Annotated in this window: 15 protein-coding genes and 1 riboswitch; of the genes, 9 read left to right on the forward strand and 6 right to left on the reverse strand. The window is 71.3% G+C overall.

All coding sequences use genetic code 11. The features are described 5' to 3' along the window. The first annotated feature begins 10 nt into the window (after positions 1-10). Positions 11-1,651, forward strand: a complete 1,641-nt coding sequence (locus ACZ7JA_RS02790) for a DUF5691 domain-containing protein (RefSeq protein WP_470806927.1) — start codon at positions 11-13, stop codon at positions 1,649-1,651. A gap of 84 nt (positions 1,652-1,735) precedes the next feature. Here the strand turns inward: ACZ7JA_RS02790 and ACZ7JA_RS02795 are convergent, their stop codons facing one another. Beyond that, positions 1,736-2,152 (reverse strand): cobalamin B12-binding domain-containing protein, encoded by a 417-nt coding sequence (locus ACZ7JA_RS02795; RefSeq protein WP_358935494.1) that lies wholly within the window; start codon positions 2,150-2,152, stop codon positions 1,736-1,738. A gap of 224 nt (positions 2,153-2,376) precedes the next feature. Between ACZ7JA_RS02795 and ACZ7JA_RS02800 the strand changes: the two genes are divergently transcribed. Beyond that, positions 2,377-3,234, forward strand: a complete 858-nt coding sequence (locus tag ACZ7JA_RS02800) for an esterase/lipase family protein (protein ID WP_351670318.1) — start codon at positions 2,377-2,379, stop codon at positions 3,232-3,234. 258 nt (positions 3,235-3,492) lie between these two features. Next, entirely contained in the window at positions 3,493-5,076 is a 1,584-nt protein-coding gene (locus ACZ7JA_RS02805; protein WP_470806929.1) for a M23 family metallopeptidase, read from the forward strand. Positions 5,077-5,156: 80 nt separating this feature from the next. On the opposite strand, the gene pcrA is transcribed toward ACZ7JA_RS02805, so the two are convergent. Then, complete coding sequence (gene pcrA, locus ACZ7JA_RS02810) at positions 5,157-7,637, reverse strand: DNA helicase PcrA (protein ID WP_470806931.1); 2,481 nt, start codon at positions 7,635-7,637, stop codon at positions 5,157-5,159. Positions 7,638-7,920: 283 nt separating this feature from the next. Next, a riboswitch (cyclic di-AMP (ydaO/yuaA leader) is annotated at positions 7,921-8,091 on the forward strand. An 8-nt stretch (positions 8,092-8,099) separates the two neighbouring features. On the opposite strand from pcrA, the gene ACZ7JA_RS02815 reads away from it, so the two are divergent. Continuing rightward, positions 8,100-9,344, forward strand: coding sequence for a C40 family peptidase (locus tag ACZ7JA_RS02815; protein ID WP_470806932.1), 1,245 nt, complete (start codon positions 8,100-8,102; stop codon positions 9,342-9,344). A 279-nt stretch (positions 9,345-9,623) separates the two neighbouring features. Then, positions 9,624-10,592 carry a tellurite resistance/C4-dicarboxylate transporter family protein gene (locus tag ACZ7JA_RS02820; RefSeq protein ID WP_470807137.1) on the forward strand — a complete coding sequence of 323 codons (969 nt, stop codon included), beginning with the start codon at positions 9,624-9,626 and terminating at the stop codon, positions 10,590-10,592. A gap of 3 nt (positions 10,593-10,595) precedes the next feature. Here the strand turns inward: ACZ7JA_RS02820 and ACZ7JA_RS02825 are convergent, their stop codons facing one another. Further along, positions 10,596-10,949: a hypothetical protein gene (locus ACZ7JA_RS02825; protein ID WP_470806933.1), complete on the reverse strand. Its 354-nt coding sequence runs from the start codon at positions 10,947-10,949 to the stop codon at positions 10,596-10,598. A gap of 423 nt (positions 10,950-11,372) precedes the next feature. Between ACZ7JA_RS02825 and ACZ7JA_RS02830 the strand changes: the two genes are divergently transcribed. Then, a complete protein-coding gene (locus tag ACZ7JA_RS02830) occupies positions 11,373-12,437 on the forward strand; it encodes a C40 family peptidase (RefSeq protein ID WP_351672163.1) in 1,065 nt (354 codons plus the stop codon). A 14-nt stretch (positions 12,438-12,451) separates the two neighbouring features. On the opposite strand, the gene ACZ7JA_RS02835 is transcribed toward ACZ7JA_RS02830, so the two are convergent. Both ACZ7JA_RS02835 and ACZ7JA_RS02840 read right to left on the reverse strand, forming a co-directional pair. Continuing rightward, positions 12,452-13,183, reverse strand: a complete 732-nt coding sequence (locus ACZ7JA_RS02835) for a LuxR C-terminal-related transcriptional regulator (RefSeq protein ID WP_389303745.1) — start codon at positions 13,181-13,183, stop codon at positions 12,452-12,454. Further along, positions 13,180-14,469: an ATP-binding protein gene (locus tag ACZ7JA_RS02840; protein WP_389303743.1), complete on the reverse strand. Its 1,290-nt coding sequence runs from the start codon at positions 14,467-14,469 to the stop codon at positions 13,180-13,182. The genes ACZ7JA_RS02835 and ACZ7JA_RS02840 overlap by 4 nt, the downstream gene beginning before the upstream one ends. 198 nt (positions 14,470-14,667) lie before the next feature. On the opposite strand from ACZ7JA_RS02840, the gene ACZ7JA_RS02845 reads away from it, so the two are divergent. Beyond that, complete coding sequence (locus tag ACZ7JA_RS02845) at positions 14,668-16,152, forward strand: PspC domain-containing protein (RefSeq protein ID WP_470806934.1); 1,485 nt, start codon at positions 14,668-14,670, stop codon at positions 16,150-16,152. Beyond that, positions 16,139-16,354 (forward strand): hypothetical protein, encoded by a 216-nt coding sequence (locus tag ACZ7JA_RS02850; protein WP_351672147.1) that lies wholly within the window; start codon positions 16,139-16,141, stop codon positions 16,352-16,354. Before ACZ7JA_RS02845 ends, ACZ7JA_RS02850 begins: the two co-directional genes overlap by 14 nt. Here the strand turns inward: ACZ7JA_RS02850 and ACZ7JA_RS02855 are convergent. Next, positions 16,345-16,485, reverse strand: coding sequence for a hypothetical protein (locus ACZ7JA_RS02855; protein ID WP_470807143.1), 141 nt, complete (start codon positions 16,483-16,485; stop codon positions 16,345-16,347). The two genes, ACZ7JA_RS02850 and ACZ7JA_RS02855, sit on opposite strands and share 10 nt — an antisense overlap. Before the next feature lie 5 nt (positions 16,486-16,490). Here ACZ7JA_RS02855 and ACZ7JA_RS02860 point away from each other — a divergent pair, with 5 nt between their 5' ends. Then, a complete protein-coding gene (locus tag ACZ7JA_RS02860; protein ID WP_470806935.1) occupies positions 16,491-18,035 on the forward strand; it encodes a recombinase family protein in 1,545 nt (514 codons plus the stop codon). The last annotated feature ends 534 nt before the right edge of the window (positions 18,036-18,569 follow it).

The following is an 18,569-nucleotide window of genomic DNA, read 5'->3' on the forward strand; positions in this document are numbered from 1 at the left end:
AGGGGACGTCATGGACGCGACGCCGGCCACGCGGAACGGCGAGGCCTCCTGGGAGGAACTGGTCACGACCGCCCTGCTCGGCACCGACCGGCGGCAGCCGCCGGCAGTCGCGGCCGGGCGGGAGGCCCCCGTGGCTCTGCTGGACGCCGCTGCCGTGGCGACCGTGCGGCGGCGCGCGGGCCTGCGGCCCGGACGGGCCGCGCGGCGGCCGGAGCCCGCCCCCGAGGACCCGCGTCCGGCACTGCCCGCGGCCGCGGCCCGCAGGCTCGCCACCCTGCTGGCGGACCGCTCCGGCGGTGCGGGCGGCGGGCGGCGGGGCAGCTCGCCGGACCTCATGGAACTGCTCCCGCAGTGGCTGGCGGCGGCGGGCGCCCACGGCTACGCGGCCCCCGCCCAGGCGCTGCCCGCACTGCTGGACGCCGCCCGGGGCCGCACCGACCTGCGGCCGGCGGCGCTGGCGTTCGCCGGGCCGCGGGCGCTGTGGCTGGCGCGGCTCAACCCGGACTGGCGGTTCGCCCTGCGCGCGGCGCCGGGTGGCGGTACGGCGCTGCCCGACGCCGGGGACGGCGAGGCGGTGCGGCGGCTGTGGCAGGAGGGGCTGTTCGCCGAACGGGTCGCCCTGCTGGGCGCGCTGCGGGCCGCAACGCCCGCCCTCGCGCGGGAACTGCTGGAGGAGACCTGGCCGACGGAGCGCGCGGAGGACCGTCTGATGTTCCTCGACTCGCTGCGCGCGGGCCTGTCGATCGACGACGAGCCCTTCCTCGAACAGGCGTTGGGCGACCGCAGCCGCAACGTCCGGGCGACGGCGGCGGAACTGCTGTCGTCGCTGCCCGGCTCGGCACTCGCCCGTCGTATGGCGGGGCGGGCCGCGGCCTGTGTGGCCGTCGACCGCACGGCGGCCTCCCCCACGCTCGTCGTGGAGGCGCCGCACGAGTGCGATCCGGGCATGGAACGGGACGGCGTGGCGGCCAAACCTCCCACCGGAAGAGGGGAACGGTCCTGGTGGCTGTCCCAACTGGTGGAGGCGGCGCCGCTGGACACCTGGCCGGGGCGGCTCGGCGGGCGCACCCCGGAGCAGATCGTGGCGCTGCCGGTGGCCGACGGCTGGCAGGGCGAGCTGCACGCCGCGTGGTGCCGGGCGGCGGTGCGGCAGCGCGACGCCGAGTGGTCGAGGGTGCTGCTCGGCTCGCCGTCGGCGCCCGAGGCCGGCGGGCCCGGGGCGGTGTCCCTGGCGGAGCGGGCGAAGCTGCTGGCCGCGCTCGACGCCGGTGAGCGGGCCGAGTGGGTGGCGGGCTTCATCGCGACGCACGGGCTGTCCGAGGCGTTCCAGCTGCTCGGGGTGTGCGCGGTCCCCTGGGCCGCCACGCTGGGCAGGGCCGTGGTGGACGCCCTGGACATCGCGCGGGACGCGGGCAGCTATCCCTGGAGCTTCAGCGGAGTGATGGGACTGGCCGAGCGGTGCCTCGATCCGGCGGAGGTCACCCGTCTGGACGGCCTGCTGGCGATACCCGACGAGCGGGAGGACGCCTCACCGGGCGCCGGGGGGTACTGGGCGGAGGCATTCCAGCGGCTCGTCACCACCCTGCGGCTGCGGGCGGCGATGGCCGCGGAACTGGCTTCGGACGGCACGCCCGGGCCCGCCGGGGTCTGATCCGGGAAGCCGTCCGGCTTCGAAGGGCTCCGGGGGCGACGCCTCCGGAGCCTCACGGCCCCGCGCGTCTGCGGCGGCTCGGGCTCAGGAAGCGGCCGGCTGGCGCACGTTCTCCCGTACCCACTCCACGATCGCCCCGGTCGTCGCTCCCGGCGTGAAGATCCCCGCGACGCCCTTCTCCTTCAGGGGCGCGATGTCCTCCTCCGGGATGATGCCGCCGCCGAAGACGAGGATGTCCTCGGCGTCGCGCTCCTTGAGGAGATCGATCACGGCGGCGAAGAGGGTGTTGTGGGCGCCCGAGAGGATCGACAGGCCGATCGCGTCGGCGTCCTCCTGGATCGCCGTGTCGACGATCTGCTCCGGCGTCTGGTGCAGTCCGGTGTAGATGACCTCCATACCGGCGTCGCGCAGCGCACGCGCGATGACCTTGGCCCCGCGATCGTGGCCGTCGAGCCCCGGCTTGGCCACAACCACCCGGATCGGACCGGCTGCCACACCCATCACTGCCTCCATCAGACGACCCCGGAAGCGATCGCTTCCGTCCGTAACGACAAGTACCGCACTTTTGGCGCGTCCCGCCACCCGTCGCGAAGTGAACGAACGTTATCGCCAGCATCCCGCAACCGGCAGTTTTACGGTGCGCGGGGAGGGGGAAATCACATAGTGGGACATGAGGGCACGCGGGGGACCGAGCCGCCCCCCACGTGCCGACTGGAGGTCGGCCAATGAAGGTCACCGGGGTACTGCCGCTCGTCCTCCCGCTCTACCGGCGCCTGTGGCCCGGCAGACTGGTCGATCTCTCCATGACCCTGCTCAAGGCGACGGCGCTGGAAGCGGCGATCCTGGCCGGTCACCTGCTGCTGTACCCGACCGGCCTCACCCAGGAGCGCCGCGGCCCCGCGGCCGCCGCCCGGGACCGGGACGGCACCACCCGGCTGCCGGAGAGGCCCGGACCGCCGGTGGTGCTGCTGCACGGCTTCATCGACAACCGCTCGGTCTTCGTCCTGCTGCGCCGCAGCCTGGCACGCAGCGGCCGGCAGCGGGTGGAGTCACTCAACTACTCTCCGTTGACGTGCGACATACGCATCGCCGCCGAACTGCTGGGCCGGCACGTCGAGGAGATCTGCGAGCGCACCGGCAGCACGCAGGTCGACATCGTGGGCCACAGCCTCGGCGGGCTCATCGCGCGCTACTACACACAGTGTCTGGGCGGTGACCTCCGGGTGCGCACGCTCGTCACCCTCGGCACCCCGCACTCCGGCACCCGGGCCATGCCCTTGGCGAGCGCCCACCCGATCGTGCGGCAGATGCGCCCCGGCTCCGAGGTGATCGAGGAGCTGACCAGGCCGGCGCCCGGTTGCCGCACCCGGTTCGTCAGCTTCTGGAGCGACCTCGACTCCGTGATGGACCCCCTGGAATCGGCCTGTATCGACCACCCCGACCTGGAGGTGCGCAACGTCCGGGTGACGGGCATCGGGCATCTCGCTCTGCCGGTGCACCCCGCCGTGGCGTCCGGGATACGTGAGGCCCTCGAGGACGCGCCCGTCGAGAACCCGCTCACCGGCGGAGTGACGGTGGCGTGAGAAAGGCCGCCCCGGAAGGGTGAGCCGGGGCCGCGCGGGGGGCGTGACACAGCCGTTCCACAGGTGACACAGCGTCATCCGGCATCGAACATTCCTCGAACACAAAGCCAAACTCGGGTTCACGGGCCCCCGAATCACGGCCGAATGCCCGTTTCCGGCCTCCCTGAAACCGGCCGACGATTGTCGCGCCCGCGTACCGCCGGGTACAGTCGCCGCACTGCTCTGGCAGCCACCGTTGTCGAGGCGAAAGAGAAGTTGGTGAACGACCGTCACCCGTCGGGGACCATGACCACCCCGACCCCGGCTTCCGACGCCTCCACCGGGCACTACGCGTACGGAACGCAGGAAGCCCAGTACGACGACCTCACCACGTACGGCGGCTACGACGCCACCGGTTTCACGGCCGGCACCGCCGGGACCGGCGCCTTCGCCGCCGACCCGCTGTTCGGCAGCCTCCCGGGCGACGAGCAGCACACGGGCGCCTACGACAGCACGCAGTGGCAGACCGGCACGGGCCAGTTCCAGTTCACGCAGTACGACCCGTACGCGGCCCAGCACCAGGCCTACGACACGGGCGCGTACGACACCACCGCCTGGACGGTCCCCGCGCAGGCCACGGGCAACGACGTCAGCGGCCAGTGGGACGCGAACACCTGGCTGCAGCACGACCAGTCCGCCGGCGCCGACCACACCCAGCAGTGGCAGTGGGGCACCCAGACCTATGACACCGGCGTGTACGACGCCACGCAGTGGAACTCCGACGGCACGTCCGTGCAGCACGACCAGCTCGGAACACCGCACGAGCAGCTCGCCGCGCCGCACGACCATCCCGCCGAGCCGTTCGAGCAGGCCGCCGAGACGGGCGAGTTCGGTCAGTACGCCGAGAGTGCCGAGTACACCGAGGCCGGCGAGTACGCGGGCAGCGGCGAGTACACCGGTGCAGCCGAGTTCGGTGAGTACGCGGAGGCCGCCGAGTACGAGGAAGCGGCCGCCGGGAGCGGCGAGCCGGGCGACACGGGCGAGCTGCCCGTCGTACCGGCTCTGCTCGACGACCAGGAGGAGTCCGCTCCGATCCCCGCTCCTCGCGCGGGCTCCCGCAGCGCGTCGCGTTCCCGTCGCCGTACACCGCCCAAGCGCTCCGCGCTGCTGACCATCGCGGTGCCGTCGGCCTGTGTGATGGGCGTCGCCGGCATCGCCGCCGCCTCCGTCGGCGGCCTGACCGACGACGGCAAGGAGACCTCGACCACCGCGTCGGACGCGCAGTCGGTCAAGCCCTCCGTCGCCAACAGCAAGCTGGACAGCCAGCTCAGGACCCTCTCCGCGGGCGCCGACGACTTCGCCGACCGGGCCAGCCGAACGCAGGAACGCATCGACCTCAAGACCCAGCAGGAACTGCAGAAGAAGAAGGCCGCCGCCGAGGCCGCGCTCAAGGAGCGGCTGCGGCCCAAGTTCGCGATCCCGGTCGCCCAGAAGGGGCTCAGCGCCTACTTCGGCCAGGCGGGCGTGAACTGGATGTCCGTCCACACGGGCATCGACTTCCCGGTGTCGTACGGCACCACGGTGATGGCCGCGACCGACGGCGTCGTCTCCACCAAGTGGAACAGCGCCTACGGCAACATGATGATCGTGACGGCGAAGGACGGCACGGAGACCTGGTACTGCCACCTCTCCAGCTACCGCGTCGCCTCCGGTACGGAGGTCAAGGCCGGCCAGCCGGTCGCCTACTCCGGCAACTCCGGCAACTCCACCGGCCCGCACCTGCACTTCGAGGTCCGGCCGGCCGGCGGGGCGGCCATAGACCCACTGCCGTGGCTGCGCAGCCACGGGCTGGACCCGAACTGAGCCTCGAAGCAACCGGAGAATGACGTGAGCCCCGCCCGGCCGGCGGGGCTCCTGTCGTCCGGGGCTGCCCGACGGGTCGCCTAGAGCTTCTCGACGGGCGCGTACCGCAGCAGCAGCCGCTTCGGCTTGGTGTCGCCGAAGTCGATCGTCGCCTCCGCGTTGCCGCCGGTGCCCTTGACCCCGACGACCGTGCCGAGACCGAACTGGTCGTGCGTGACCCGGTCCCCCACGGCCAGGGCGACCACGGGCTTCTCGGCCGAGCGCCGGGTGGCGAACCCGGACGCGCCCGACGCCGCGGAACGGGAGCGGGAGGAGGACAGCGACGCGGCGACCCCGCCAGCGGGTCCGGAGGACATCGGCGCCGCCCCTCCGGTCCGCTTCCACTCCAGGTGGGCGGTCGGGATCTCCTCCAGGAAGCGGGAGGGCGGGTTGTACGACGGCTGGCCCCAGGCGCTGCGCATCGCCGACCGGGTGAGGTAGAGCCGCTCCCGCGCGCGGGTGATGCCCACGTACGCCAGGCGCCGCTCCTCCTCCAGTTCCTTGGTCTGGCCGAGGGCGCGCATGTGCGGGAAGACGCCGTCCTCCATGCCGGTCAGGAAGACGACCGGGAACTCCAGGCCCTTGGCGGTGTGCAGGGTCATCAGGGTGATGACGCCGTCGCCGTCCTCCTCGTCCGGGATCTGGTCCGAGTCGGCGACCAGCGCGACCTGCTCCAGGAAGTCGGCGAGCGTGCCCGCCTCGCCCTCCGCGCGCTCCTGCTCGAACTCCAGCGCCACCGCCGCGAGTTCCTGGAGGTTCTCGATGCGGGTCTCGTCCTGCGGGTCGGTGGAGTTCTGCAACTCGGCCAGGTAACCGGTGCGTTCGAGTATGGCCTCCAGCACGGTGGCCGGTCCGGCGCCGGACTCCACGACGGTCCGCAAATCCTCCATCAGCGTGTTGAACCGCTTGACCGCGTTGGTGGAGCGCGCGGCCATGCCATAGGCCTCGTCCACGCGCTTGAGCGCCTGCGGGAAGCTGATCTTCTCGCGCTGGGAGAGGGCGTCGATCATCGCCTCGGCCCGGTCGCCGATGCCGCGCTTGGGCACGTTGAGGATGCGGCGCAGCGGCACCGAGTCCTCGGGGTTGGCGAGGACACGCAGGTAGGCGAGGACGTCCCGGACCTCCTTGCGCTCGTAGAAGCGGACGCCGCCGACGACCTTGTACGGCAGGCCGACGCGGATGAAGATCTCTTCGAAGACACGGGACTGCGCGTTGGTGCGGTAGAAGACGGCGACGTCCCCGGCCTTCGCCTCGCCCGCGTCGGTGAGGCGGTCTATCTCCTCGGCGACGAACTGGGCCTCGTCGTGCTCGGTGTCGGCGACGTAGCCGGTGATCCGCGCGCCCTGGCCGGCGTTGGTCCACAGGTTCTTCGGGCGGCGGGACTCGTTGCGTTCGATGACCGCGTTGGCGGCGGACAGGATGGTCTGCGTGGAGCGGTAGTTCTGCTCCAGCAGGATCGTCGTCGCGTTCGGGTAGTCCTCCTCGAACTGGAGGATGTTGCGGATCGTCGCGCCGCGGAAGGCGTAGATCGACTGGTCCGCGTCACCCACCACGCACAGTTCGGCGGGCGGCAGGTCCGACTCGCCGGGCGGCACGTCCTCGTCGTGCTGCCCGGTGCCCACCAGCTCCCGGACCAGGGCGTACTGGGCGTGGTTGGTGTCCTGGTACTCGTCGACCATGACGTGCCGGAAGCGGCGGCGGTAGTGCTCCGCGACGTCCGGGAAGGCGCGCAGCAGGTTGACCGTCGTCATGATCAGGTCGTCGAAGTCCAGCGCGTTCGCCTCGCGCAGCCGCGACTGGTAGAGCGCGTACGCCTGGGCGAGGGTCTTCTCGAAGCCGTCGGTGGCCTGGGCGGCGAAGTCCTCCTCGTCGATCAGCTCGTTCTTGAGGTTGCTGATCTTGGCGCTGAAGGACTTCGGCGGGTAGCGCTTGGGGTCGAGATCGAGGTCGCGGCAGACCAGGGCCATCAGGCGCTTGGAGTCGGCCGCGTCGTAGATCGAGAAGGACGACGTGAAGCCGAGTCTCTTGGACTCGCGGCGCAGGATGCGCACGCACGCGCTGTGGAAGGTCATCACCCACATCGCGCCGGCGCGCGGGCCGACGAGCTGCTCGACCCGCTCCTTCATCTCGCCCGCGGCCTTGTTGGTGAAGGTGATCGCGAGGATCTGGCCGGGGTGCACGTTCCGCGCGGCGAGCAGGTGGGCGATGCGGTGGGTGAGCACGCGGGTCTTGCCCGAGCCTGCGCCGGCCACGATGAGCAGCGGAGAGCCGGCGTGGACCACCGCGGCGCGCTGGTTGTCGTTCAGCCCCCGGAGCAGCGCGTCCGGGTCGGTCACGGGACGCGGGGCGCCGTCGCGGTAGTGCGCGTCCCGGTCCGGCGGCACGTCGAACTTCCCGCCGAACAGATCGTCCGGAAGGGGCTCCGGAGCGTGATCGTCCTCGGGCGGCGGCGGGGGCTCCTCCGCGTGCCCACGAGGGGCCTGGAGGTCCGCCAGGAAGCTGTCGTCAAAGAGGCTGCTCATCGCTCTACGAGTCTAGGGGGCCGCACCGACAACCGGTCCCGGCACCGGAAAACCGGCGGCCGTGAGGTCGGCGACAGGACCCGCGTCGAGCGCGCCGGCCGGCGTGCCGCGGACCCGGCCGGACTCCTCACCCTGCGAGATCGCCTTGTCACGCCTGTATGAAACCGGCCCCGGGTCACGGAAATGTATCGGACATATGGCACAGCAACCTTCACAGGAGTCACACGAGTTGGCTAGGTTTCCGTCAGGCCGCACGACCCCTACCGGCGAACCTCGCCGGGCCGCGCGGCCTCCGCCGAGTCCGGTGCGCCCTTCACGGCGGCCGGAGCCGGGGACCCACCGATCCTGGGGTGAATCGGCCGACTCCCGCCCGGGAAGACGCCGTAGGGCAACCCTTCCGAACCACCCGCCCGAACCCGACAGCTAACCCGGTAGGCGGCACGTTGGAAGGAGTCGCCAGCCTTGGCGTCGCACCGCAAGCCGGGTCCCCCGGGGACCCGCGGGACGGGCATCCGCACCCCCGTCCTGGCCACCGCCGCCCTCACCTCCGTGGCCGTCCTGTCCCAGACGGCCGCGTCCGCCTCGACCTCCGCCCCCTCCGCGGGCGACGGCAGGCCGAGCCTGGAGGAGGTCGAGAAGAAGATCGACGAGCTGTACCGCAGGGCGGACCCGGACGAGGAGCCCTCGGCCGTGCAGCGGGCTCGCGCCGAGGCCCCGCGCGCGGAGGCCGTCCGGCGCCCGGGACTGTTCACGAAGGCCCGCGAGGGGCTGGCTCCGTTCGCCGCCGCTCCGGAGCCGGCCGGTTCGCTCCTCGCGGAGTTCCCGGAGGACCACTTCGCCCAGAACCGGCTGATGAACCGGCTGGCCTCCCGGGTGAAGGGCGCCGCCGAGCGCAAGGCCCCCAGGGCTCACGAGGCGCCGGCGACCGCCGCACCGTACGACGTGAGGACGGCCAAGGCGGCCGTCCAGCACAAACTCGTCACCGCGCGCGGGCTGCTGATCCGGCTGACGGCTTCGGCCGCGGAACCGATGCCGGCACCGGCTCCACTCCAGGCCCCGGCCTCCACCACGGATCCGTTGGCGCTCCAGGCCCCGGCTTCGACCGCGGGTCCGATTCTCGATGCGATCCCCACTCCGGACCCGCTGCTCGATGCGACCCCGGCTCCGGACCCGCTGCTCGATGCGATCCCGGCTCCGGACCCGGCTCAGGCCTTCGCTTCGGCACCGGCCGCCGGCCCGGTCCTGGCTCCTCCGGTCCTTGCTTCTCCGGTCCCGGCCCAGGCGCCGGAGCGGACGCGGTCCGCAGCGCGGCGGCCGAGCGCCCCGCCCGTCGTACCGCACGCCCCCGTCACCAAGGCAGAGAGGGCGATCGCCTTCGCCCGTGCCCAGATCGGCAAGCCGTACGTCTCCGGCGCCAGCGGGCCCGGCTCATACGACTGCTCCGGCCTGACGCAGGCCGCCTGGAAGGCCGCCGGCGTCGCCCTGCCGCGTGCCGCGCGGGACCAGGCCGCCATGGGCACCGCCGTCCCGCTCGACGAAGCGCGCCCCGGCGACCTGGTCTTCTTCCACCACGACAGCAGCCATGTGGGCCTGTGCACGGGCGACGGGACGATGATCCACGCCCCGCGCCCCGGTGCGTACGTGCGCGAGGAGCCGGTGCACCTGGCGGGCGAGTCGGTGGTCCACCGGGTGGTGCGGCCGGCCTGACGGTGCTCTTTTCGGGCTCCACGCGCGCGTGCCCCGCGAGCGCGGGCGGCCCCGCTCCCTAGGTCGTGTCCGCAAAGTCGCGTCGTTCGCCCGCAGGGCGGGCGTCGCGGCGTCCGGTGCGTGCTCTGGGGGTCCCCCGGCCGAAGGCTGGGGGAGTGCCGGCCGGATGCCCTCGTACTGGGTGTACTCGGGCTTTCGGCCGGTGCGGCGAGAGTGCGTGCCGGGCGTCGTGACGCAGACGCGACTTTGCGGACACGGCCTAGCATCGGGCTCATGCCCATGCCCCGCTTCTCCGGTGTGCGTACGTGGTGGGCGGGGCGTCCGCCGGCGGCGGGGGCGGCCGTCATGGCGAGCGGCATCGTGTCGGTGGCCCTGCATCTGACCGGTGCCGAGACGGTGTCGCTCGTCTTCCTGTGGCTGGGCTGCCTCGCCTGGGCGGCGCTCGCCGCCGACTTCACCGTGCGGCTGGTGACGCAGCGGCCGCGGTGGATGGCCGAGGCGAAGAGCCCCGGCGCGCTCACCACCGTGGCCGCCACGACCGTGCTCGGCACCCGGCTCTCGCTGCTCGGCCGGCAGACCCTGGCCGAGGCCGCCCTGGCACTGGCGGTTGTGCTGTGGCCGGTGCTGCTCCTTCTCGTCGTACCGCACTGGGAGCGGCGCATGCCGGGGGCGGTGTTCCTGTGTTGCGTGGCCACACAGGGGCTCGCGGTGCTGGCGGCCACCCTGGCCGCGGCGGAGACGACGGCCTGGCTCGCGCGCGCCGCGCTGGTGCTGTTCTGGCTGGGCCTGGTCCTCTACTGCCTGGCGCTGGCGCGCTTCGATCCGCGTCAGGTGCTGGAGGGCGCCGGCGACCACTGGATCGTGGGCGGGGCGCTCGCCATCTCGGCGCTGGCCGGGGCGAAGCTACTGGCCGCCGACAGTGCGCGGCTGTACCTGTGGAACGACGACGACCGGGGCGTGCTCCGCAACGTCACGGTCGCGCTGCTGGTACTGGACCTGGCGTGCTGTGTGGTCCTGCTGGCGGCCGAGGTGGCCCGGCCGCGGCTGCGTTACGACGTGCGGCGGTGGTCGACGGTGTTTTCGCTGGGCATGACCGCTGCGTCGGCCCTGTCGGTCGGCGCGGTCATGGGCATCGGGTGGCTGCGGCAGCCGGGCGAGGCCTTGGTGTGGCTGACGGTGGCGGTGTGGGTGGCGGTCGCGGCCGGCGCGGCGCTCGCGGGCCGCGCCGGGCTCGTCAGGGCGCGCTGAGTCTCACGTCCACAGCACGGCGATGAAGATGTTCGCCACGGTCAGCAGGCCGACGAGCCCGAAGACGCGCTTGTCCACCTTCTCCACGTCGCGCTGGACGTAGACCAGTCCGAGGATCACGATCAGCAGGGCCAGCTTCACGCCGATCTTGAAGGAGTCGACGTGGTGGCCGTCGGCCTCGTTGAGCCCGACCAGGGCCACGCCGGTGACCAGCATGGTGAACGCGCCGTGCAGCATCCCGGGGACGAACCGGGCCGTGCCCTGGCCCATCGCCTTCATCTGGGTGAGGAAACCGCCGAGCAGTGCGGCGATGCCGATGATGTGCAGGCCGACGAAGAGATGGATGAGTACGTCCATGACCCGGAGCCTATGAGGAGGCCCCGGGCGGCCGGTCACCGGGCCCGCCCACAGCCGCGCTCCGTGTGAGTTGATCTTGCATATATGCGCCCCATAGCACCACAGGGCCCCCGTGAACCCCTCAATGCGCGCTTCGGTCACTACGCAGCGTGAAGGCGGCAACCATGGACCGGCAGAGCGGTCACGGACTGACGCGCCCCGGTCCGTCTCGGCCACTTCCGTACAGTGCGTTACCAACCTGTCACAGTCCGGCCTAGCGTCCTCCCCCAGGTGACCGGCTTCCCACGCCGCCCGGGCCAGGGGCGGCCGCCGGTCACCTCCGCCGAGAAAGGTCCGGCGGTGGTCCGTTCCCCTGTGCGGGCGGCCGCCGGACACCCCGACCGCTCGGCCGCAGAGGTCCCATGGAAGGACGTGACGGTCCAGGTGGCAGCGCACCGCAGGCCCCGACAGCGCTCCCTCGGCGGTAACACGGCCCGCACGGCCGTGACCCTCGCCCTGGCGGGCGCGGCCACCGCGGCGGCCTTCGAGGGCACGGGCAACGCCGAACCGCAGCTGACGCCGGCCCAGGTGAAGGCCAAGGTCGACAGGCTGTACCGGGAGGCGGAGACCGCCACCGAGAAGTACGACGGGGCGAAGGAGAAGGCGGACGCGGCCCAGCGGCGGCTGAACTCGCTGCGGGACGAGGCCGCACGCCGACAGCAGAAGCTCAACACGGCGCGCGACGAGCTCGGTTCGCTGGCGGCGGCGCAGTACCGCGACGGCGCGATCGACCCCTCGTGGCAGCTCGCGCTGTCCAGCGACCCGGACCGGTACCTGGACGGCGCCGCCTTCGCGGAGCGGGCGGGCGACCGGCAGGCGGGGACGGTGACCCGGGTACGGGAGCAGCTCCGCGAGATCGAGCAGTTGCGCGGCGACGCCCGCGCCGAGCTGACGTCACTGCGGTCGCGGCAGGCGGAGGTACGGCGGCACAAGCAAACCGTCACCGCGAAGCTCGGGGAGGCGCGCAGGTTGCTGGCCAGGCTCACTCCGGCGGAGCGGTCACGGATCGCCGGCGCGGGAGCCGGCGCCGGCCACGCCTCGCGCTCCGCCTCGGACACCCGGGCGGCCCTTGAGCAGGCAGGGTCCGTCGCCGCCTCCGGCTCCCGCGCGGCCGCGGCCGTCGCCTACGCCTACCAGAAGCTCGGCAGCCCCTACGTCTGGGGCGCGACCGGGCCCAACGCCTTCGACTGCTCGGGGCTGGTGCAGGCCGCCTACCGCTCCGCGGGCGTGTCCCTGCCCCGCACCACCTACGCCCAGATCAACGCGGGCCGGCGGGTGCCCCGCTCCCAGCTCCAGCCCGGCGACCTGGTCTTCTTCTACTCCGGCATCAGCCATGTCGGCATCTACATCGGCAACGGCCGCATGATCCACGCCCCGAACCCCTCGGCCCCGGTCCGGGTGGCCCCCGTCGACGAGATGCCGTTCGCGGGGGCGACCAGGGTGTCGTGAGGCGGCGCGGCGGCTCAGACCAGCCGGCGTGCCGTGGCCCAGCGGGTCAGTTCGTGGCGGTTGGAGAGCTGGAGCTTGCGCAGGACCGCCGAGACGTGGGACTCGACCGTCTTCACCGAGATGTAGAGCTGCTTGGCGATCTCCTTGTAGGCGTAACCGCGGGCGATCAGGCGCAGCACCTCCCGTTCGCGCTGGGTGAGGCGGTCCAGGTCCTCGTCGACCGGCGGGGCGTCGGTGGAGGCGAAGGCGTCCAGGACGAACCCGGCCAGGCGCGGGGAGAAGACCGCGTCTCCCTCCTGTACCCGGAAGACCGAGTCGACCAGGTCGGTGCCGGTGATGGTCTTGGTGACGTAGCCGCGGGCGCCACCGCGGATCACGCCGATCACGTCCTCCGCGGCGTCGGAGACGGACAGGGCGAGGAAGCGGACGGGCCGCTCGGCGTCCGCCGTCAACGCGGCGCACCGGCGCAGCACTTCGACACCACCGCCGCCCGGCAGATGGACGTCGAGCAGGACCACCTCGGGCCGGGTCGCGGTGATGACCGAGACCGCCTGGTCGACGTCCGCGGCCTCGCCGACCACCTCGACCCCGGTCTCGGCGGTCTGGCCGATCTCGGCCTGGACACCGGTGCGGAACATGCGGTGGTCGTCCACGAGCACCACGCGCACATGCCGCTTCCCGGCCGGGCCGGACCCGGCCGGTTCCGCCGCTCCCGCCGTACCGCTCGCCTCGGTCGCGTCGCTCATGACGTCTTCTCCGCCCTCTCCATCTCCAGTTCGACCTCGGTGCCGCCGCCCGGCACCGCCCGTAGCCGGGCCGTGCCGCCGTTGCGCTCCATGCGGCCGATGATCGATTCTCTGACACCCATGCGGTCGGCGGGTATCGAGTCGAGGTCGAAACCCGGGCCGCGGTCGCGGACCGACACGAACACCGTCCTCCCCTCGACCTCGGCGTACACCTGTACGGCGCCGCCCTCGCCACCGTACTTGGCGGCATTGACCATCGCCTCGCGCGCGGCCTGCATCTGCGCCGCGGTCCGTTCGTCGAGCGGGCAGTCGCCTACGACGACCACCTCGATGGGCACGCCGTGCTTGTCCTCCACCTCGGCGGCGCTGCGCCGCACCGCCTCGGCGACCGTGTCGGGCTCGTCCGCCTCGTCCTTGCCGGTGCCCTCGGGCTTGTACAGCCAGGTGCGCAGGTCCCGCTCCTGGGCCCGGGCCAGGCGGCGCACCTCGCCGGCGTTGTCGGCGTTGCGCTGGATCAGGGTGAGGGTGTGCAGCACGGAGTCGTGGACGTGGGCGGCGACCTCGGCACGCTCCTGGGCGCGGATGCGCATCAGCCGTTCCTCGGACAGGTCCTGGGTCATCCGGACCAGGTAGGGGCCGGCGAGCAGGGTGATGCCGACGAGGACGGCGAGCGCGGCCTGGAGGACCGCGCCGAGGTGGGCGGCCGAGCCCTGCATGACGAAGATGGCGGAGACGCCGGCGGTGACCAGCAGGACGCCGACGCCCGCGCGCAGCAGGGTGAGGGTGCGCCGGCGGCTGCCGACCTCGACCCAGCGGGCCCGGCGGGCGTTGTCCGCCTGGCGCCAGACGAGGGCGACACCGGCCGCGACCAGCACGGCGGGCAGGAGATAGGCCTTGGCCCCGTTGGTCACGTTGACGCTGCCCACGAAGACCATGGACACGATGACCATGAGGAGCAGGGCGACCATCTGCCCCTTGTCCGGCTTGCGGGCCACCAGTCTGCGGCGGCCCTCCGGCGAGGTCTCGGTGCCGACCAGCGGCGGCTTGTGGCCGCCGACGCCGCCGACGCCGAGCGGGACGAAGAACCAGAACGCGGCGTACAGCAGCGCGCCCAGTCCGTTGGCCATGAACAGGCCGACGAAGGCGAGCCGGACCCAGATGACGGGCAGGCCGAGGTGCCCGGCGAGGCCCCGCGCCACTCCTCCCAGCCAGCGGCCGTCGCTGCTGCGGTAGAGCTTGCGCGGCGGCCGCGGGTCGTCGAGGGGCGAGGCTGCGGCTTCCGGCATGCCATCGATGGTCACACGGCCGCGGGGGCGGAGCATCAGGGTCCGCCCCCTAGACTCCCCTGATCTACGGTCGGGCGGTGCGCGGCGGGCGGCCGACCGCCGCCGAACGCCTTCCCGCCGTTCCTCCGGGCCGATCTCAGGGTTCGCCCAGGGTCATCCCGACTCCCCTGCCGGCGGACGGACCGTCACCATGGACGCATGACCGATCACGAGCACGCCGCGACGGGTACGGGACCCGGCTCCGGCCCGCGCCCGGCCCCGGGCACCGGGCCGGCGGATGCCGCGCCCGCCGCGGCGGGAGGGACGCAGGCGCCCGGAGTTGAGGGACCCGCCGGCACCGGCGCCGCGGGGCGGACGACGACGGCGGAGCGGGAGCCGGAGCAGCGGACGGAGGACCAGGACACCGCCGGGGCCCCGGGCCGCCTGCGGCGCGACCGCCGGCACAAGATGATCGCCGGCGTGTGCGCGGGGCTCGGACGGCAGGCCGACATGGACCCGGTGATCTTCCGGATCACCCTGGCCGTGCTGGCCGCGACCGGTGGCATCGGTCTCATCTTCTACGGCTTCGCCTGGCTGCTCGTGCCGTACGAGGAGGAAGAGGAGAACGAAGTCCGCAAGCTGCTGACCGGGCGGGTCGACGGGCAGGCGCTGGCCGCCGTGCTGTTCGCGCTGGTCGGCTGCGGGATCTTCCTGACCATGCTGAAGAACGGCGGGGTGCTGGCGTTCGCCGTGGTGCTCTCCCTGCTGCTGGCCGGCGCCGGGTACTGGTCGCGGCACCGCGGCGCCCCCGACCCGGATCCGCTCGCCGCGCAGGCCGCCGCGGACGCCCCGCCGGAGGCCAAGGCGCCGCCGGTCATCGCCATTCACCACGCCTCCTGGTGGCGGGACCCGATCGTCAAGGACGGCACCCACGTCGGCGGCACCGGATATCTGTGGGGCCCTCCGGACACCCGCGACCGGGACATCGCCCCCGTCGACCTGGGCATCGGCCTCCCCTGGACCCACCCCGGCGCCGCCCGGCCGACGCGGACGGCGCCGCCGAGACCTCGCGGCCCGCGCTGGATCGGCGGCTGGGTGTTCCTGTGCGCCCTGCTGGCCGGCGGACTGGGCGCCGGGCTGACGTGGGACACGCACCCACTGGGCACCAGTCTCCAGACCGGCCTCGCCTGGGCGCTCGTGGTCTTCGGCCTCGGCATCGCGGTCAGCGCGTTCCTGGGCCGGACGGGGGCCGGATCGGTGCTCCTGGCGATCGTCACCGCGGGGCTGCTGGCGGGCGCCACGGCCCTGCCGAAGGACATAGCGACCCACTGGAACCGGACGTCCTGGAGACCGGCCGCGACGGCGCAGGTGCGGCCCGCCTACTCCGCGGGCACCGGCGTCCGCACCCTGGACCTGACGCGGGTGCACCCTGGCAAGGGGCGGACGGTGACCACCGACGCCCAGGTGGGCGCGGGGCAGCTGAAGGTGCTCCTGCCCCGGGACGCGACCGTGCGGATGAGCATCGACGTGGGCGTGGGCGACATCCGGTTGCCCGGTGACAGCAGGAAGGACGTGGACGTGAAGCCGGGCAGGCACGAGGAAGTGACCCTGGCACCGGTCGGGTCCGGCAAGAAGGCCGGCACGCTGACCCTGGATCTGCGGGTGGGCGTCGGACAGGTGGAGGTCAGCCGTGCTGCGTCATGAGTTCCAGCCGGGGAAGCTGGTCGCCGGGCTCTTCCTCAGCGCCGCCGGAGCGGTCTACGCCGGCGACGCGGCCGGGCTGTGGGAAGCCCCGTGGTTCCTGATCATCCCGCTGGTGGTGGGCGGCCTCTGCCTGGCCGGCGCCGGCACGGCGGCGGCGCGGGGCGTACGCAGACGGCAGGCCGCGCGCAGCGGTCAGCGGTAGCCGCCCGCCCGGGCACGGCGGCGCGACCTGAGGACCGCGTCGAGGGAGAGGTAGGGGGCTCCGGCGAGGACGAGGGGCAGCCAGGCCATCAGGTAGGCGAGGTCACTGGCGTATCGATCTTGTAGGGTCACCCCTCATGAAGACGGTACGGGTCCTGATCGCCCTGAGGATCAGCAACGAGACGGACGCCAGTACGTCCCTGGAGCGGCAGCTTCAAGACTGCCGGAGGCACATCGCAGAGCGGGCACACCTGGGGTGGACCGAGGTAGGTGTGGCCAAGGACGCACACATATCGGCGACCAAGACCCCGCCACTACAGCGGCCCGACCTCGGGCAATGGCTGAACAACCGTGCACCGGAATTCGACCTAATTCTGTTCTGGAAGATGGACAGGTTTGTCCGCAAGGTCGAAGACATGCAAGACATGATCCGGTGGGCCGAGAATCACGGCGGAAAGTCTCTGGTATCCGTACAGGAACCGGTACTCGACATGGTGGGCCCCTTCCGGCATGTCATCATCGATCTGTTTGCAGCCATCGCACAAATGGAAGCACAGAACATCAGTACCCGAGTAAAGAGCTTCCAGAAGTACGCCAAAACAAAGAACGTCTGGGCTAAGGGGAATCCTCCATACGGATACGAAACATACCGGCGCGAGGACGGGGCGATGTACCTCCGGGTCCGGGAGTCCCAGGCAAAGGTCATCAGGGAAATGCACCGGCTAGTTATGGCCGGGAAGCCCTACTCGGAGATTGCAGACCGTTTCAACAAAGACGGCATTCCTTCTCCCGGTGCAGAGCGCATGTCCAACCGCCGTAAGGAAATGGGGGCTGACACTCCCGTATGGCGACCACGGACCATCACATCTATTCTCCAGTCTGAAACCATCCTCGGCTGGAAGTGCGAAGAAGTGAAGGTACCCGGAAAGAAGTACGGGAGGTCTCAAGCGATCCTCACCGCTGAGGGAAAAATCAGGATGGCTGATCCGATCCTCTCTGAAGAGGAGTGGCAGAAGCTCCAGGAGGAAATGCTAGGTCGGCCCAGCGCTGCTCGGCGGACCACAAAGAACACGACCGCCTATCGTGGGGTAGTCCTCTGCGGCGGCTGTGGACGAAACCTGTACCTCTTCAACCCGGAGAGACAACAGGGGCAGCCGGTCTACCGCTGCAATGCTGCGGCCAATCGCAAGGCGTGCGGTAAGGGTTACTCGTTCCGCGCCGAGAAGGTTCGGGAGGTCGTAGAGACAATGATCCTGGGAGTCATCGGAGGATTCCCGATGCATGAGCGCCTGTACGTGAAGGGCTCCAGTAACTCGCAGAGGCTCCGGGAGATTGAGACCTACGTCCAGGACCTACAGCAGTCGGTTAGGCCGGGAGGCAGGAACTCTGCCGGTTTCGCCAAGCAATCCACGGAAGCCGAGATTGCGGCATTGTTCGAGGAACACGACTCCCTGTCAGCAGAGGGAGACAAGCCGGATCGTTATGAGTTCCGGCCCACTGGTCAGACATTCGCTGACATGTGGCGGCAGAACGAGGGCAACGACAGCGAGAGAACACGACATCTACTGAAGGCTGGAATCACGATTCAACTCAAGCCCCATAAGCCAGGAGTCTCGAACACTGTCGATTTCGGAGCGGAGGTAGACCTAGGAAACCTGACGGAACCTTTTACAGTGCACTAAGCAGAAGTAGCAGTACCACAGGCCCCGATCGCACCACGGTCGGGGCCTTTCTCGTGTCCGCACCAAAAATAAGGAATCCAGAATGTGGACCCTAGGCCGCTTAAAGTGCCTCTTGCCCAGCAATCCCAAGGGCCCGTGATTGTGGTCACACCCTCTCTAGGGAGCCGCTTCAGGCCCTGGTTGGCCCACGAGAACCCGTACAGGATCTCAGACCATATGACGTCCCGATCGGCGTAATGCGGATATCCGGACACCCCCCCTACCCCTGGGCACCCACAAGCACAAGTGCCGCGAGAAATTCACAACCAATGTTCTGCGCTCGATCAGCAAGCGAAGCGAGCATGCAATGACGCTCTCAAGTCGCCTGCCTTGGAGCGTTCGGCCGTAAGTTGGCGGCCCGAGGAATACAAGCATCACCGTGGCTTCGAACTGGCAACGAAAGACGTGGCGAAGCTGCCTGCTTGAAAGGCCGATGATCGAGCAGCGTGAAAGCCAAGCCTCAGAGCGACGCAAGGGCCCATAGGAACGGCCAGC

The sequence above is a fragment of the Streptomyces sp. NPDC038135 genome (assembly GCF_055601245.1).